Origin of the sequence: Pseudomonas putida (genome assembly GCF_028682175.1) — a bacterium.
GTDB classification, from domain to species: domain Bacteria; phylum Pseudomonadota; class Gammaproteobacteria; order Pseudomonadales; family Pseudomonadaceae; genus Aquipseudomonas; species Aquipseudomonas putida_AD.
Window position 1 is genome coordinate 91,671 of the sequence record NZ_JANHKS010000018.1, and the last position, 14,496, is coordinate 106,166.

At 63.7% G+C, this 14,496-nt stretch carries 12 protein-coding genes; 7 read left to right on the forward strand and 5 right to left on the reverse strand.

Annotation, left to right across the window (positions count from 1 at the left end; all coding sequences use genetic code 11):
* Positions 1 to 99 precede the first annotated feature (99 nt).
* The gene (locus tag NPS29_RS14865; RefSeq protein ID WP_274133488.1) at positions 100 to 873 is read left to right on the forward strand and encodes an enoyl-CoA hydratase; all 774 of its coding nucleotides are present in this window, start codon (positions 100 to 102) and stop codon (positions 871 to 873) included.
* Between the two features lie 8 nt (positions 874 to 881).
* On the opposite strand, the gene NPS29_RS14870 is transcribed toward NPS29_RS14865, so the two are convergent.
* Positions 882 to 2,639, reverse strand: a complete 1,758-nt coding sequence (locus NPS29_RS14870; protein ID WP_274133503.1) for a type VI secretion system Vgr family protein — start codon at positions 2,637 to 2,639, stop codon at positions 882 to 884.
* Positions 2,640 to 2,996: 357 nt separating this feature from the next.
* Here NPS29_RS14870 and NPS29_RS14875 point away from each other — a divergent pair, with 357 nt between their 5' ends.
* Complete coding sequence (locus NPS29_RS14875; protein ID WP_274133489.1) at positions 2,997 to 3,701, forward strand: YebC/PmpR family DNA-binding transcriptional regulator; 705 nt, start codon at positions 2,997 to 2,999, stop codon at positions 3,699 to 3,701.
* Positions 3,702 to 4,224: 523 nt separating this feature from the next.
* Here the strand turns inward: NPS29_RS14875 and NPS29_RS14880 are convergent.
* Entirely contained in the window at positions 4,225 to 5,526 is a 1,302-nt protein-coding gene (locus NPS29_RS14880) for a leucine-rich repeat-containing protein kinase family protein (RefSeq protein WP_274133490.1), read from the reverse strand.
* Positions 5,527 to 5,598: 72 nt separating this feature from the next.
* On the reverse strand, positions 5,599 to 6,147 hold the full coding sequence (locus tag NPS29_RS14885) for a TetR/AcrR family transcriptional regulator (RefSeq protein ID WP_274133491.1): 549 nt from the start codon (positions 6,145 to 6,147) through the stop codon (positions 5,599 to 5,601).
* A gap of 166 nt (positions 6,148 to 6,313) precedes the next feature.
* Between NPS29_RS14885 and NPS29_RS14890 the strand changes: the two genes are divergently transcribed.
* The 3 genes from NPS29_RS14890 (at position 6,314) to NPS29_RS14900 (ending at position 11,134) form a co-directional block, all read left to right on the forward strand.
* Positions 6,314 to 7,465: an MFS transporter gene (locus NPS29_RS14890; RefSeq protein ID WP_274133492.1), complete on the forward strand. Its 1,152-nt coding sequence runs from the start codon at positions 6,314 to 6,316 to the stop codon at positions 7,463 to 7,465.
* A gap of 71 nt (positions 7,466 to 7,536) precedes the next feature.
* Positions 7,537 to 9,450, forward strand: a complete 1,914-nt coding sequence (locus NPS29_RS14895) for a propionyl-CoA synthetase (RefSeq protein WP_274133493.1) — start codon at positions 7,537 to 7,539, stop codon at positions 9,448 to 9,450.
* An 85-nt stretch (positions 9,451 to 9,535) separates the two neighbouring features.
* Positions 9,536 to 11,134, forward strand: a complete 1,599-nt coding sequence (locus NPS29_RS14900) for a lactate dehydrogenase (RefSeq protein WP_274133494.1) — start codon at positions 9,536 to 9,538, stop codon at positions 11,132 to 11,134.
* A gap of 190 nt (positions 11,135 to 11,324) precedes the next feature.
* Here the strand turns inward: NPS29_RS14900 and NPS29_RS14905 are convergent, their stop codons facing one another.
* Both NPS29_RS14905 and NPS29_RS14910 read right to left on the reverse strand, forming a co-directional pair.
* Positions 11,325 to 12,083, reverse strand: coding sequence for an anti-sigma factor family protein (locus NPS29_RS14905; protein ID WP_274133495.1), 759 nt, complete (start codon positions 12,081 to 12,083; stop codon positions 11,325 to 11,327).
* Entirely contained in the window at positions 12,080 to 12,595 is a 516-nt protein-coding gene (locus NPS29_RS14910; protein ID WP_274133496.1) for an RNA polymerase sigma factor, read from the reverse strand. Before NPS29_RS14910 ends, NPS29_RS14905 begins: the two co-directional genes overlap by 4 nt.
* A gap of 192 nt (positions 12,596 to 12,787) precedes the next feature.
* Between NPS29_RS14910 and NPS29_RS14915 the strand changes: the two genes are divergently transcribed.
* Both NPS29_RS14915 and NPS29_RS14920 read left to right on the forward strand, forming a co-directional pair.
* Entirely contained in the window at positions 12,788 to 13,873 is a 1,086-nt protein-coding gene (locus NPS29_RS14915) for a catalase family peroxidase (RefSeq protein ID WP_274133497.1), read from the forward strand.
* Positions 13,870 to 14,415 (forward strand): cytochrome b, encoded by a 546-nt coding sequence (locus NPS29_RS14920; protein WP_274133498.1) that lies wholly within the window; start codon positions 13,870 to 13,872, stop codon positions 14,413 to 14,415. The genes NPS29_RS14915 and NPS29_RS14920 overlap by 4 nt, the downstream gene beginning before the upstream one ends.
* The last annotated feature ends 81 nt before the right edge of the window (positions 14,416 to 14,496 follow it).

Here is a 14,496-nt window from a genome sequence, read left to right on the forward strand (position 1 = left end):
CACTGTCCCCGTAGCAGCCGGGCTTGCCCGCGGGGACGTCCGCAAACGCGCCGCCGTCCCTGAACCGACCCACCTCATACAACAAAACGGACAAACCCCATGAGCTACACAACGATCCTCAAAGAAATTCAAGGCCGCGTTGCGCTGATTACCCTCAACCGACCCCAGGCGCTGAACGCGCTCAACGCACAATTGATCAGCGAACTGAACCAGGCCCTGGACGAACTCGAAAGCAACCGCGACATCGGCTGCATCGTCCTCACCGGTTCCGCGAAAGCCTTCGCCGCCGGTGCCGACATCAAGGAAATGGCCGAGCTGACCTACCCGCAGATCTACCTCGACGACCTGTTCAGCGAAAGCGACCGGGTGGCCAACCGCCGCAAGCCGATCATCGCGGCGGTGTCGGGTTTTGCCTTGGGTGGCGGCTGCGAATTGGCGCTGATGTGCGACTTCATCCTGGCGTCCGATACCGCGAAGTTCGGCCAGCCGGAAATCAAGCTGGGCGTGTTGCCCGGCATGGGCGGCACCCAGCGCCTGACCCGCGCGGTGGGCAAGGCCAAGGCCATGGAAATGTGCCTGACCGGGCGCATGATCGACGCTGTTGAAGCGGAGCGCTCGGGGCTGGTGGCGCGCATCGTGCCTCAGGACCAGTTGCTCGAAGAAGCACTCAAGGTCGCCCATGGCATCGCCGGCAAATCGCTGCCGGTGGCGATGATGGTCAAGGAAAGCGTCAATCGGGCGTTCGAGGTCAACCTGACGGAAGGCGTGCGCTTCGAACGCCGGGTGTTTCATGCAGCCTTCGCCAGCGCCGACCAGAAAGAGGGCATGGCCGCGTTCATCGAGAAGCGCGAGCCCGACTTCAAGCACCGCTGAGCCTTGCTTCAAACGCGCCGCAGCACGCTGCGCAGCGAACGACAGTGACCCGGATGGACCAGCCACAGCGGTTTCTCCGGGCGCTGCTGCAGTCGGTTCAGCCGCACAAGGTCCTGCGGGCCGAGTCCCAGCCAGCCCAGGGCATCCGTCTTGCCTTCGAACAGGATATCGTCGGGCGCAAGGCGCGCCAGTTGGCCCAGGTCCGGCGTACCCATGCGCACGATGTACCAGGTACAGTGGGCGAGGGGCTGCTGGTCGTCGGGTTGCATCAACTGCAGGTCATGCAGGGGAAAGTCTTCGTCATGCATGCCTTCAGTCTGCAACACCAGCGCCTCGACCGCGGATTCGGTAATGCATAACCTCCCGTGAGGGCTGTGCAGCGACATCGCGACCGGGCTGTCCATGTGCAACCGCTCGCCATCGCGCAGTTGCAGCACGGGCCCGACAGGCGCCTGCGAAGTGCCGTCCACTTGCAGTGTGAGGGCCAGATGGGTGGCCTGGCTTGTGTCGGCAGGGCTGCCGCAAACCAGCGGCTGATCGGGGTCGCCTTCGAAAAAGCTCACCTGCACCCGTGCTCCGGCATCGAGTACCCCGGCGCTGCTGACCACGCGCGCCCAATTGTCCTCGCCACCTTCCGGCAGGTCGGCCTGCCAGTCGTAGCGAATCCTGATTCGTCCGGCCGGGTCTGCTTGCGGGTGGGTCTGTGTGGCGAGCAGCACTTCTGACACCAGCGGTTTCGGATGCGCCAGGGACGGGCGAAACGGCATCGCCCACGGAAGCACCCGAAAATCGTTGGAGTAGCTGTGCAGACGCGACTGGTCGAGTGCGTGCCTTGGGTTGTGGTCGCCGTTTCCAAAGGTCGCGGCGATGTCGTCGGTTGCCATGGCGTGAAGAATCCCGATGATGTTTTCCGCCCGCGCATCACGCAGCGGCGCCAATTGCCGCGCCCGGTGCCGTACCTCGGTCAGCAGCCATTGATCGTTGAACAGCGCATCCGGGTGACCCGCGACACGGATCACCTGTCCGCTGCGTAACCAGGGGCGGGCGCTGCGGCCCATGATATCCCGGCGTTCGCAGCGCACCGGCTCAAGGGTGCGCACGCTGACCTGATGCCGGCCTTGAGGCGTGTCGCAGTCTGCGGCGTGACTGCTGTAGCAGGTGCGCATCGACCATTGTTCGGCCAGATGCTCGACCTCAACCGCCTCGGGCCACTCGGGAAAGCCTGCCGGATCATCGGAAAATACCAGCACCTGGCGGCCGGCCAGGTGCTCGAAACGAAAACCGATGCCTTCCTCCTCACACAGGCGTTGCAGCAGATGCAGGTCGGTTTCGTCGAACTGCACGCAGTGCTCCCGGGGTGGGTATTCGCCGACCAGGCGCTCGAAGCGAAACGCGTCGTCTGCCAGTTGGTGATCGCGTAGCAGGCGCTCGATGATCTGCGGGGCTGTCAGGCCGTTCCATGCCTGGCGCCTTGTCCGGTTGGCAAGGCGCTCGACATCGGGTCTCAGTCGCAGGCGATAGAGGCTCAGTTCCGGGCCTTGAAACAGAGGTCGGGCGGCCTGGATCCGGCCATGAAAGGAGTTGTGGGCAGCTTCATCCGCCCCGACGGTCAGGCGGGCATCACGCTGCAACAGATCCATGCAGTTCAGCGCCGGGTCGCGGCTGACCAGATCCACATCGAAGCAAAAGGGCCAGTTGAGCCGTTCATGACCATTGATGCCGATGACCTGCAGATCGCCCGGGCCTTCGGCGATGGCCAAAGTCATTGTCACGTGCTGGTCGTGGTGCATCCGCTGTCTGCCCTGAAAATTGGAGGTGCAGAGGGTACGAAAACCCACAGGCCAAAAGGGCGCTTGGCAAATTTTCGGAAATGGCCTACAGATCGTGTGTGCATATCTGATGCGCTGTAGTGTCGTTTTCCGCGAAACTTATCGGCCCCAGTTTGATCGACTGGCACAGGCGGGGGTTTCATCTGGCGTGATCGCGTATAAAATGCGCCGGGCGCCGTCAATCTGTACCGGCGCAGGATTATCGATCACCTTTTCAGCATTCATCGTCACCGTCCGGCGCGCCACGCCGGGCCAGCCTGACGGTCAATCGCCACCGGAACAAAGAGAGCAATCATGGGCGCACAGTGGAAGGTCAAACACAAAGAAGCAGCAGCCAACGCCAAAGGCAAGATTTTCGGCAAGCTGTCCAAGGAAATCATGATTGCCGCCCGTTCCGGCGCTGACCCTGACATGAACTCGCGTCTGCGTCTGGTGGTCGAGCAGGCGAAGAAGGCCTCGATGCCACGCGAAACCCTGGAGCGCGCGATCAAGAAGGGCGCGGGTCTGCTGGGCGAGCATGTTCACTTCGAAAAACTCACTTACGAAGGTTTTGCCCCGCACCAGGTGCCGGTGATCGTCGAGTGCCTGACTGACAACGTCAACCGTACGGTTGCCGAAATCCGCGTGCTGTTCCGCAAGGGCCAGTTGGGTGCGGCGGGTTCGGTGTCCTGGGACTTCGAGCACCTGGGCATGATCGAGGCTGTTGCTGAGAAGGCTGATGTCGATGCTGACGAAGCGGCCATCGAGGCGGGTGCGCAGGATGTTGAAGCGGGCGATGAGGGTGTGACGCTGTTCTACACCGAAACCACGGATCTGGATGCGGTGTGCAAGGCGCTGCCGGAGCAGGGGTTTACGGTTGAGTCGGCGAAGATCGGGTATCGCCCGAAGAATCCGGTGTCGGGTTTGAGTGATGAGCAGATGGCTGAGGTCGAGGCGTTCCTGGAAGCGATCGATAGCCATGATGATGTGCAGAACGTTTATGTGGGGTTGGCGGGGTAAGGTGTTTTTGCGCCTCGCGGCTTGATGATGGTTCCCACGCTCTGCGTGGGAACGGCTGTGTAGACGCTCGGCGTCGTTGGGTGACATGGGATCGGGTGTATATCCGGTTTCTCGGATGGTGCGGGGTATGCTTTCCGCCCTTACGGCGGGTCACTTTTGGCATTCGCCCCAAAAGTAACCAAAAGGTCTTTGCGACAGGCTAGGGTCCTTCGGACTTCCCTCGCTCCGGCGCCGTTCCGGGGGCACGCCGTGATGGGCCGTCCCTGGCCCGCACGGCTTTCGCGGCATCCCTGCCGCTCATCCCCCTCCACGACACCTGCGCTCGGCCTGGCGCCTTGACGTCGCATTCTGCGGCGCCTGTGCCATCGCATATGAAGATCAAGATCAAAAGCTTCGGTTGTACACCGCCCCGTAGCAGCACGGCTTGCCGGCGGGGGCGTCCTCGAAATCGCCCCCGATCCTGTAGGAGCGCGCTTGCCCGCGACGGCGGCCGTAAGATCGCCCCCGCCGGCAAGCCGTGCTGCTACGGTTGGGTTTTGCTTTCCCGGATCGATTGTTCGACGCTGGCGAAATCCGGGCGGGCCATGACGTCTGGTTGTACGCATCGCCCCTGCAACGCTTGCAACCGGGCTGTCTGCTCTTCGCTGGCATCGCAACGCTCCAGCCATTCGCCCAGCAGGATGCCGAATGCCCTTACTTCAATGCGTTCCAGCGTCTGTCCGGTTTCGTGGTCGGGATAAAACGCGGCCGCTCCGAAATCCCCGAGCAGGCATTCGCCGTTTTCGGTCCAGAGGATGTTGTGGGCGTACAGGTCGCCGTGGTTGATTCCTCGGGCGTGCAGGTGGCGGCAGACCGAGGCGATGCCGGTGGCCATTCGCTGAACGGTGGCCAGGGTCATGCGGGTGCCGTTATACACGTCGCGGGTGCAGGATTGCAGGCTCGGCGGGCGGGCGAGGGTGGTGAAGCGCGGGGAGATCAGTTCCATCACCAGGCCCCGGGCCTGCTGCGGATGGCCGCAGATCTGGCCCAGCAATGGAATCAGGTCCGGGTGCTGGCCGGCGGCGATGCAGGCGGCCATTTCGTCGAGGGGCGAGCCGTCGCTGGTCAGGTCGCCTTTGTACAATTTGACCGCGACGTCCTGTGGAACGCCTTGATCATCCCGCCATTCGCCCCGATGAATGATCCCCGAGGCACCTTCGCCGAGCACGTCGTGCAGCGTCAGTTGTGACCAGGGAATCTGGCGGATCGGCTCCTCGATATGGGCGTCGTGCAGCGGGTTGCCCGCGAACGCCAGCCAGGCCAGGGCAGGCATGTTCAGCAGCCAGTCGGGCAGTTGGCGCAGCCGGTTGGCGGCGATGCGCACCAGTTCCAGCCGTTCGCACGACGCCAGCGAGGCTGGCAGGCTGGTCAGCCGGTTGCCCGCCATCATCAGCTTTTGCAGGTTTTCGAATTGCCCCAGTTCCTCGGGAAGCGACTCGATGCGGTTGTCGGTCAGCACCAGCGAGCGCAAGCGCGGCGGCAGCGCGCGGGGTGACACTTCAACGATCTGGCAGGACTTGAACCCGACGAAAAACAGCTGCTCGCACCGGCCCAGCGCTTCGGGCAGGCGGGTAAACGGATTGTTCGAGCAGAAGATGATCTGCAGGTGTTCGAGCCGATGCAGGTCCGCAGGCAGATCAGTCAGCTGGTTGCCGCTCAGATTCAGCACCTGAAGCGAATCGGCGAGGCTGAAGATCTCATCGGGAAAGTGCGTCAGGCCACAGCTGAGGTCCAGCCGCGTGATACCGGCCAGCTTACCGGCGCGCAGATCTTCAAGGGTGTGCATGGTGACGGCTGCCGTGGTTCAGGGCCCGCCATCATAGCGAGTCGGCGGGGACTGTGGCTAACGGCGCAGGGATCAGCCCAGGCAACGGTCCAGCAACTGGTACATGCGTTCGAGGGTCGGGGCCGATTCGGCGTAGAGAATGCGGTAGACCATGGGCGCCACCACCGCATCGATCAGCTCATCGGCGTCGGGGCTGCGCTCGCCGCGTTCCTGTGCGCGGTCGATGATGATCTGCAACTGGTCACGCACCATGTTCAGGCATTTGCCGGAGCACAGGGTGGCGCTGCTGCCCACCACATCGCGCATCATTTCCCGGCCTGGGGCGGAGCTGGTTTCTTCCAGGTAGACCTCGACCCAGGTGCGCAGGTCGTCGCGCAGATTGCCGCAATCCACCGGCTCGTCAGGGCGCAGGCGTTCTACGGCAGCGTCGGCGAGCAGCGAGGTCAGGTCGCCCCAGCGTCGATAGATGGTCGAAGGCGTGACCCCCGCCCGCGCGGCGATCATCGGCACGCTGAGGGCGGAGCGGTCCAGTTCCTGCAACAGATCACGCACTGCGGCGTGGATCGATGTCTGCACCCGGGCGCTACGTCCGCCGGTGCGAATGCCTTCTTTGATAGCCATGAAGCGGACCCTAACACAAAGTATTTGCTTTAAGCAGATTTAGCTCGCACACTCACTAAAGCAAATATTTAGCTTTTAATGCGTGCTTTTTCGAGAGAGTGTACCCGTGTCTGATTCTTTGCAGAACCCGCCAGACGATGGTCGGAGCCCACGACAAGGTCACTTGATGTATCTGGCCTTCGTCATGCTCTGTTTCTTCGCTGCATCCAGTGCGCCGACGCCGCTGTATCACGTGTATCAACAGGCGTGGGGCTTCTCCTCGGCGCTGTTGACGCTGGCGTTCGCCGTGTACGCCTTGAGCCTGCTGACGACTTTGCTGGTGTTCGGCTCGCTGTCGGACTACCTGGGACGCAGGCCGGTGATTCTGGCGGCGCTGTTGCTGGAAATCGCCTCGATGGGGCTGTTTATCCTGGCCAGTGACGTCAACTGGCTGATCGCAGCCCGCGTCGTGCAAGGTGTCGCCACCGGCATTGCTTCAAGCGCCTTGGCCGCAGCCATGCTGGACACCGACCAGACACAGGGCCCGCTGGTCAACAGCATCACGCCGATGTTCGGCATGGCCGTGGGTGCGCTGGGCACCAGTGTGCTGGTGGAGTATGCGCCGTTACCCATGCTGCTGGCCTATGGGTTGCTGCTGGCAGCCTTCGTCGGACAGGCACTGTACCTGTGGCGCGTGGCGGAAACCGTGACGCCGCAGCCCGGCGTGCTGAAAACCCTGAAGCCTGCGATGCGCGTTCCGCCCCAGGCACGCAGCACCTTGCTGCTGATCTTGCCGGCGGACATCGCGGCCTGGGCGCTGGGCGGATTCTTCCTGTCACTGGCGCCTTCGCTGCTGGCGGCGGCCACCGGGGCGGTGTCGGTGGTCAACGGCGGGCTTGCGGTGGCGGCGCTGACCATCAGCGGCGCGGTTTCGATCATGAACCTGCGCTTGAAAGCACCACGCCTGGCCTTGCTGGTCGGCACCAGTTTTCTCGCCGCAGGCGTAGCAGTAGTGCTGCTGGCGGTCAATCTGGGCTGGCTCTGGCTGTTCTTCACCGGGGCCGTGGTGGCCGGGATCGGTTTCGGCGCCAGTTTCCTCGGGTCGCTTCGCCTGCTGCTGCCGCTGGCCCACGCCCATGAACGGGCAGGGCTGATGTCGACCTTTCTGGCGCTCAGCTACCTGGCGTTCTGTGTGCCCGCGCTGATCGCCGGGCTGGCGGTCAAGACTCAAGGGCTGATCGTGACCACCAATGTCTACGGCTCGGTGGTGGTGATACTGGCGCTGCTGGCGCTGGGCGGCTTGTTGCTGCGCCGGGCCGAGCGCCCACGGACGGCCTAGCGCCCGGCCCTGCATTCGTTCGAGGTTCTGCTAGCTTCTTTCTCTACAAGAACAAGCACAGGGATCCACGGATGAATCATCAGAACGGCGCGCCGCGCCACGCGCCTGACGCAGCCCATTACGACCGGCATCACTCCCGTTCCATCACGGACCCTGCGGCCTATTGGGCCGAACAGGCGCAGCAGGTGGCCTGGTATCGCGCGCCGCAAGAGATTTTGCAGTCCATGCCCGATGGCACCCATCGCTGGTTCGCCGACGGCTCGCTCAACAGCTGCTATCTGGCGCTGGACAGGCAGATCGAACTGGGGCGCGGCGAGCAACTGGCGCTGATCTACGATTCACCCGTGACCGGCCAGCAGGCCAGCTACACCTACCGGCAACTTCACGCCGAAGTCGCTCGGCTCGCGGGGCTGTTGCGTCAACTGGGTGTCGAGAAGGGCGACGGCGTCATCATCTACATGCCCATGGTGCCGCAGGCGGCGATGGCCATGCTGGCCTGCGCACGCATCGGCGCGATGCATTCGGTGGTGTTTGGCGGCTTTGCGGCCCATGAGCTGGCGCTGCGCATCGATGACCTGAAACCCAGGCTGTTGCTGACGGCGTCCTGCGGGCTGGAGTTCGACCGGGTCATTGCCTACAAGCCGCTGGTGGACAAGGCTCTGGAGCTTTCGAAACACCAGCCGGAACACGTGCTGTTGTGGCAGCGCCCACAAGCGCTGGCGACAATGCTGCCGGGCCGCGACCTCGACTGGCAGGCCGCATTGAAAGAGGCCAAGCCCGCCGATCCGGTGCCGATGGCCAGCACCGACCCGCTGTATATCCTCTACACCTCCGGCACCACGGGCAAACCCAAGGGCATCGTGCGGGAAAACGGTGGGCACGCGGTGGCGATGCTCTACACCATGCATCAGGTCTACGGCATGGCTGCGGGGGATGTCTGGTGGGGTGTTTCCGATGTGGGCTGGGTGGTGGGGCATACGCTGATCGTCTACGGGCCGCTGATGGCCGGCTGCACCACGGTGTTCTACGAAGGCAAGCCGGTGCGTACCCCGGATGCCGGCGCCTACTGGCGAATCATCGAGCAGTACCGGGTCAATGCGCTGTTCTGCGCGCCGACCGCCATGCGTGCCATTCGCAAGGAAGATCCTCAGGGTGAACTGCTCAAGGGCCGCGACCTGAGTTCGATCCGGCAGCTGTTTCTCGCCGGGGAAAAACTGGACTCCAGCACCCACCAGTGGCTCGAGCGCCTGACCGGAAAACCGGTGCTCGACCACTGGTGGCAGACCGAAACCGGCTGGCCGGTCACGGCGCCGTGCCTGGGCCTGGAAGGGCACGTGGCCGGGCCCGGTTCGAGCAACCGTGCGGTGCCGGGCTACGCCGTTCAGGTCATGGACGAAGAGGGCAAACCGCTGCCTCCCGGCGAGCAGGGTTCCATCGTCATCGCGCTGCCGCTGCCGCCAGGGTGCAGCCAGACCCTGTGGGGCGATCACGCCCGCTACCTGTCGGCCTACCTTCAAGCGTTCCCGGGCTACTACAACACCGGCGATGGCGGTTATGTCGACGCTGATGGCTTGGTGTACATCATGGGCCGTACCGACGATGTGATTAACGTCTCCGGCCACCGGCTATCCACCGGGGAGATGGAAGATCTGGTCGGCCAGCATCCGGCCGTCGCCGAAAGTGCGGTCATTGGTGTGCACGACGAGATCAAGGGCCAGGTGCCGCTGGCGCTGGTGGTGCTCAAGGACGGAACGCAGCTGGACGCCGGGGAGGTACGGCAGCAACTGGTGGCACAGGTGCGCGAGCGCATCGGCGCGCTGGCGTGTTTCAACCGGGTGGTGGTGGTCAGGCGCCTGCCCAAGACCCGCTCGGGCAAGACCTTGCGTGCGGTGCTGCGCAAGATCGCTGATGGCGAGGATTACAGCGTCCCCGCGACCATCGACGACCCGGCGATTCTGCAGGAGATCGCCGCCAGTCTTGCCTGAGTCTGCATCAAATGACTCAAGTTGCCGTGGCAGGTGCCGACATACCGGACAGGAAAATAACATTCTGTTCGAGCAAGGACCTGCCATGTCAGCGATTTCTTCTGTTTCGGTGATCCAGCCCCAGGTGGTCGCCAAGCTAGCCGCCAACGAGCCTGCGGTCAGTGTCACGGCCGCCACGACGGTCAGCAGTGCATCGACTTCCGATACCGTGACCCTGGGTGAGAACACGCGCGTGCCCGATGCCCAGACCTACACGGTGCGGGGCCTGATCGCCAATCCCGACGTGCCGCCCGCCTGGGAATACACCCAGCAGGACAAGGTTTCGCTGAACATGACCGGCAACTTTGCCAGCTCAGGCGCCGCCAGCCGCTTCCAGGGCCTGGGCGCATCCTTGCTCGCGCAACTGGCCGAGACCAACAAGAACATCTCGCAATCGGTGATCCGCTCATCCACCGGCAAGGCACTGGAACCCGCCGAACTGGCAGCGGCCCAGGCGAAACTGCACAGCAACGCGGCCGACAACAGCATCAGCCTGACCCTCAAGACCGCCAGCGGCAAGACCGTGCAACTGACCCTGACCAGCTCCGACAACGGGCTGGCGGTGCAGGCGCAGGTCAGCGGCGGCGAGCTGACCGCCGATGAGCAGGCAGCGCTGGGCAAGATGTCCGACGGGTTCCAGTCAGCCATCGACGGCCTGACCGCCAAACCACCGCAGCTGAAGCTGGATGCGTTGACGAAGTTTGATTCGAACGTTTTCTCTTCGGTCGACCTGAACACTCGCATCCAGCTTGACGATAAGAGCATCCAGACCCTGCAGCAGCACGCCGACGCCGATGGCCGTTCGGTGCGCATGAGTGGCGCCTCGGGGGATCTGGACGTCTCGGTGGACCTGAAGAACAGCGCCATCATCGGTGACGCCAACCAGCAGGAAAAGGCGCTCAAGGGTTATGTCAGCCAGATCGAGGCCGCCCGCAAGCGCGGCGATGGCGATGCGCAATTGCTGTCGATGTTCCAGGATGCCTTCACCACATTGCACAGCGACTATCCCGGCACGCGCGCAGCCACCACGCCGCAGACCGTCAGTTCCATCGAGCTGACCCAAACCGATCATGGCCTGCTCACCGGTCTTGGGGATTTCAGTGCGTCGGTGACCGAGAAGGGCAAGGAGGGCAACCCGGCGCGTCCCGGCGAGCTGGACTCCTTCGCCTACAAACTGTCCCAGAGCACCCAGTCCAAGGGCCGCGATCAGCTCAATCGCAGCATCGTGCAGGATCAGCAATCGTCGCTGGTGGCCAGCTACCACAAGCCACTGCCGGGCGCGAACAAGCTGGACCTGTCGACAGACCCTGCCTCGCAGAACTATCTGTATTACCAGATCAACGATCAGGCCAGCAGCAAGACCAGCATCGGCTATGAGAAGGGCGCGCTGATCAATGCCTCGGTGGCCCAGACCGCCAGCCAGACCACGCGCATTTCCAGATACGTGATGGGGCATCTGGAATCGGACACCACCACACCGCTCAAGTCCTCGAAGAACCAGAACTTCCTGCATGTATTGCAGCAGGCGATTCAGCAGGACAAGGATGCACAGCTTGGGCGCGGTACGTCGCGGTTGAAAGACACCCTGGCCAACATCCAGGACAAGGTCTTGATGCAGCCTGATCCCGAGAAGTTGAACGGCTAAGCCCCACCGTCCGTAGCAGTCCGGCTTGCCGGCGTCGGCGATCTTGAGGCCGCCCCCGCCGGCAAGCCGTGCTGCTACGTGGCTGACCCCACAATCCCCGTAGCAGCCGGGCTTGCCCGCGGGAGCGATCTCATGGCCGCCCCCGCCGGCAAGCCGGACTGCTACGGGTGGTTCAATCGATTTGACGCCCTCATATCGGCCGCTTCAACGCCTGTCGCGCCGCCTGCGCCGCCGGGTCATCGGCCGGGCCGACCATCGCATAATTGTAACCGCCCCCCGACCAGTAATCGGCCTGCAGCTCGCCGTCACGGCGCGTACCTCGCGGCAGCATGCGCTGCTGTTCGATGGGCGGACGGATGTAGAAGCTTAGCGTGCGGCCCTGGGCGTCCTTGTATACCACCATCGCCGCAGCGCCTTGCTCGGTGCTGCTCAGACGCCCACTCACTGGCTTGAAGCCCGCCGACTCAAGATCCGGCAGACGGTTGGCCTGGGCGAAGTTCTTGTCCAGCCAGACCTGCACGTTATTCGGCTTGCCGGTGTTCCAGTCGCTGGCGACGTTGTCGTTGACGGCGAACATGCGGTAGGCCTGCACCGCATCGGCCATGGGTAGCACGGCATTAGCCAGGGTCATGTCCCGTGCCTGCCAGCCGGCCAGGCCGCCAATGGACACCGCGATCAGCAATAGCGCCGCACTGGCGAAATGCCGGCTGCGATTTCGGCGCATGCGTTGACGGATGAATGCCGGATCCAGCTCAGGATTGGCAGGCCGATGCAGATCACCACTCAGGCCCGCCCGCAGGTTTTGCGCGTCCAGTTGCCAGGCCTGCACCTGTTTTGCGATCTCGGGATTGGCCGCAAGCCAGGTATCCATGGTTTGCCGGTCGGCGTCGTCGAGCTTGCCGTCGATGTAGGCGTGCAAGTCTCGTTCACTGGGGGGCAAGGTCATCATTTGAGTATCCGCAAAGCAGGGGTGGTGATTTCGCCTTCGCTGAGCTGGCGCAGTGCCTGACGTGCGCGAGACAGACGGGACATGACGGTGCCCACGGGGACCTCGAGAATCCCGGCGACTTCCTTGTAGCTCAGGCCCTCGACCGACACCCAGAGCAGCAGGGCGCGTTGTTCGGGGTTCAGGCGTTCGAAGGCCTGCAGGGTGGTCCGGGCGACGACGGTCCGCTCCACCGAGGGTTCGTGTTGATCCTCGCCGCTGGCGCCGGTAAACAGTTCCAGCATGCGGCTATAACGTCGCGAACGGCGGTGATTGTCCACGAACTGTCGGTACAGAATCGAAAACAGCCAGGCCCGCAGGTCACCTTCCGGGCGGCGGCCGGGCCAGGCTGAGAGCGCCTTTTCCAGGCTGGCCTGCACCAGGTCGTCGGCGCTGCTGTAATCGCGGGTCAGCGACACCGCGAACCTGCGCAAGCGCGGCAGCAGTTCGCGTAGTTGATCGTCGACATCATTCATGGAGGGCTTCCAGGTCGATGGGCTCGACCGCTTCGGATCGTATGCAAGGGAAGACGCCGCAGCGTGAAGATTATTCCTGCCCGCAAAAAATAAAAATCGATGGCTGGAATAACTGCGCCGGCGCCGCGTCACACCTTGTGAACCGTATTCGCCCATGTCATTCGTAGAGGCCAGAGGCCCGGAGCGTGACCGATGATTGAGCCTGAACCGCCACACCTTCGCAAACCACCGTTGACGACCGCTGAGAAGCTCGCCCGCCTGGGCGGTATCGGCCTGGTCCTGGTGATCGCAGCCGGGGCGTTTGCCTACGTCAACGGCAGCCTTGACCCACAGCGCCTGACGCCTGCACGAGTGGTCGATGTGTTCGAACACAACAACGGCGTGCACCCTGGCTACCGCCGCAACCACCCCAAAGGCATTTGCGTCGCCGGTTATTTCGAAAGCAACGGCGCGGCCAGTGCGCTGTCCAGAGCCCAGGTGTTCGCTGCCGGGCGAACCCCGGTGATTGGCCGGCTGGCCCTGCCCACGGGTAATCCTTACTCGCCAGACAGCGCAGCGCCGATCCGCAGTTTCGCCGTGCAATTCACCCAGCCGGACGGTCAGCAGTGGCGCACCGGGATGAACAGCATGCCGGTGTTCCCTGTGGGCACGGTGCAGGCGTTCGTCGACCTGCAGAAGGCCACGGCGCCGGACCCGAAAACCGGCAAGCCGGACCCGGCCAAGCCTCCGGCATTCTTTGCCGCGCATCCCGAGGCGCAGCCGTTCCTGGCCTGGGTCAAGACCGCCAGGCCGTCGGCCAGTTTCGTGACCGAGACCTATAACAGCGTCAACGCCTTCGTGCTGGTCGATGCCCAGGGTAAACGCCAGGCCGTTCGCTGGAGCCTGGTGCCTGCCGCCAAGGGCGACGCGCCCGCGCCGGATGCCAAGGATTACCTGCAACAGGATCTGAGCGACAAACTGGCCAGCGGGCCGCAGCGCTGGGACCTGGTGCTGACCCTGGCCAACCCGACAGACCCGACCGGTGACGCCTCCAAGGCCTGGGCCGGCGAACACAAGACGGTGAACGCCGGGACCCTGGTGGTGGAGGGGGACAGTGCGCAACTCGACGGCGCCTGCCGTGATATCAACTACGATCCGCTGGTCTTGCCCAATGGCATCGAGGGCTCCGACGACCCGTTGCTGGCGGCCCGCTCGGCGGCCTATGCCGCGTCCTACATGCGCCGAACTGCTGAAGTCGGTCAGCTTGAAAAACCGCCTGTGCAGGAGAAACAGCCATGAGTACGCCCACTTCGCATTTCGCCCCGCTGGCTCGGCTTCTACACTGGCTGATGGCGGTCATGGTCATCGCGATGCTGTTCATCGGCGCCGGGATGGTGGCTTCGGTATCTGAGCGGCATGAATGGCTGTTGAGCCTGCACAAACCGCTGGGGATCGCGATTCTGCTGTTGGTCATCGTGCGCCTGATCGTGCGCTTTTGCACCGTGACGCCAGCATTGCCCGCTGACTTGCCGGCCTGGCAGGCGCTGGCGGCCAAGCTGTCGCACTACCTGCTGTATGCGCTGATGCTGGCGATGCCGCTGATAGGCTGGGCGATGATTTCGGCGGCGGGGGATCCGGTGATGCTGAGCAGCTCGATACGCCTGCCTTCAATCGTGGCCGCCCATGCCGAGACATTTGCCCTCCTGCGCGGGGCCCATCGATACCTGGCGTACCTGTTCTTCCTGACCATCCTCGCGCATCTGGGGGCGGCGTTGTTCCACGGCTGGATCCGCCGCGACGAGGTATTGGACAGCATGCTCAAAGGCCGCCCACGCAGCTGATCCCAAGACCCACACCAAACCCCGTAGCAGTCCGGCTTGCCGGCGTCGGCGGCCTCGAGATCGCCGACGAGATCGGAAGAG